The organism is Acinetobacter sp. YH01018 (genome assembly GCF_013420295.1).
Taxonomy (GTDB): Bacteria; Pseudomonadota; Gammaproteobacteria; order Pseudomonadales; family Moraxellaceae; genus Acinetobacter.
Window position 1 is genome coordinate 1 of record NZ_VOYL01000112.1, and the last position, 2028, is coordinate 2028.

General features: G+C 39.8%; 2 protein-coding genes. One reads left to right on the forward strand and one right to left on the reverse strand.

What is annotated here, in order from left to right; genetic code table 11:
• Positions 1-166 precede the first annotated feature (166 nt).
• Positions 167-964: a 4-hydroxy-2-oxoheptanedioate aldolase gene (gene hpaI, locus FTT83_RS15830; RefSeq protein ID WP_180044607.1), complete on the reverse strand. Its 798-nt coding sequence runs from the start codon at positions 962-964 to the stop codon at positions 167-169.
• Positions 965-1215: 251 nt separating this feature from the next.
• Between hpaI and nfsB the strand changes: the two genes are divergently transcribed.
• The gene (gene nfsB / locus FTT83_RS15835; protein WP_180044724.1) at positions 1216-1869 is read left to right on the forward strand and encodes an oxygen-insensitive NAD(P)H nitroreductase; all 654 of its coding nucleotides are present in this window, start codon (positions 1216-1218) and stop codon (positions 1867-1869) included.
• The last annotated feature ends 159 nt before the right edge of the window (positions 1870-2028 follow it).

Consider the following 2028-nt stretch of genomic DNA (forward strand, 5'->3'; position numbering starts at 1 on the left):
GCTAAAAAATGGACCATGCCAATTCAAAATTGGCGTTTAGCAATGAATTGGTTTACGATTCAGTTCGATGATCGATTAAAAGATCATTTATAAAAAATGGAACTTACACAAAATAATTTACAGGCTCATCAGGTACAATTTAAAAGCTGATATAAAATATTAAAAATTAATACCCACCTTCAGATTTTATCACTTCCGCATCATTTTTATATTTGGCTAAAAGCTCGCGCAGTGAATTCATTAATACGCTGGTATCCACCCCTACCGCAACAAACTCGGTACCCAAATCAATATATTTTTGCGTTACGTCATGCACCGTTGATAAAATCCCCGCTGCTTTACCCGATGCCCGAATGCGTTGAATGGCATCAACAACCGCTTTTTGTACTTCCGGATGATTCGGATTACCCTGATATCCCATGGTCGCAGACAAATCTACAGCGCCAATAAATACACCGTCAATTCCCTCCACTTTTAAAATATCATCCAGATTTTCCAGACCTGTCACAGATTCAATCTGAATCAGCAGACAAATATTTTCATGTGCTGTTGCATAATAATCCGGGATACTGTTCCAGCGTGTTGCACGGGCCAATGCGGCACCTACGCCACGAATTCCTTCTGGCGGATAACGTACCGCTTTCACCATCAGCTCAGCCTGCTCAACCGTTTCCACCATGGGAATCAATAAAGTTTGCGCCCCAATATCCAAAAGTTGCTTAATCAGCTGCACACTGCCAATAGGTGGACGAACCACAGCTTGTGATGGATACGCTGCGATACTTTGCAATTGAGAGAGTGTGGTTCTTAAATCGCTCGGTGCATGTTCCCCATCAATGAGTAACCAGTCATAGCCTGCATTGGCCGCAATTTCAGTGCCGTAAGCATCTGCCAGCCCCACCCATAACCCAATCTGCTGTTGGGTTTTTAATCGTCTTTTAAAATGGTTTGTATCATCTATCATTGTCTGACTCGGTCTACAGGCGATGTAATTATTCGATTAAACGTGATTTAACAAAAAGTACCAATATAGATTTCGTATTTCGTCATTGTATATTGCTATTAATTATACATTTTATTAAGTTTTTTACTTTTATTCACCATAAAAATTCACACGCTTGATGCCAAAATATAAGCTATCCCATAATTCTTCCAAGCCATTTCAGCAAGGAATCAGGTAAAATCATTAAAAATTTAATAGTGGAAATGTCACTCATGGATTTATTAAACGTTTCAAAATCACGCTACACAACGAAAGCATATGATCCCAGTAAAAAAATTCATCAAGAGCAGTTTGAACGTTTATTAGAAATCCTGCGTCTCACGCCATCCTCCATCAATATTCAGCCCTGGCATTTTTTTATTGCCGATGATCAAGGCGCCAAAGAGCGTATCGCCAAAGCCTTGGTTGGGAAATATGCCTACAATGCACCTAAAGTTCTAGATTCTTCTCATACCATTCTGTTCTGTACCAAAGCGGATATTTCAGAACAGCACCTTGATACCCTGCTCAAGCAAGATGATCTTAGTGGCCGTTTTAAAGATGAAAAAGCCAAACAGGGCCAAAAAGACAGCCGTAGCGGTTATGTGGATTATTACCGTAATGAAAAAGGGGATATTCAGCGCTGGGCAGAAAATCAGACTTTTATTGCGCTCGGTCAAATGTTACTGGCCGCAGCTATTGAAGGAGTTGATGCCACCCCTATTGGCGGATTTGATGAACAGATTATTCGCCAGGAATTGGAATTAGATGAAAAAGGGTTAATTCCATCAGTGATTATGACGCTAGGTTTCCGCAGCGAAAATGATTTCAATGCTCAGTTACCCAAGTCACGCCTGAGTCGTGAAGAAATTTTCACCAAGCTGTGATTAAAAAAAATTACAATAAAAGGGGCGAATATGCCATTGCTGTCCCACAATTTTTCACAAGAGGAAGCTCATTTGAGCTTCCTCTTGTTTTATGGGTATTTTATCGGGTGAAAATAAAGCTTTTAAAGTTCTTCTTTCAAACAAATTCACTTGAATTAT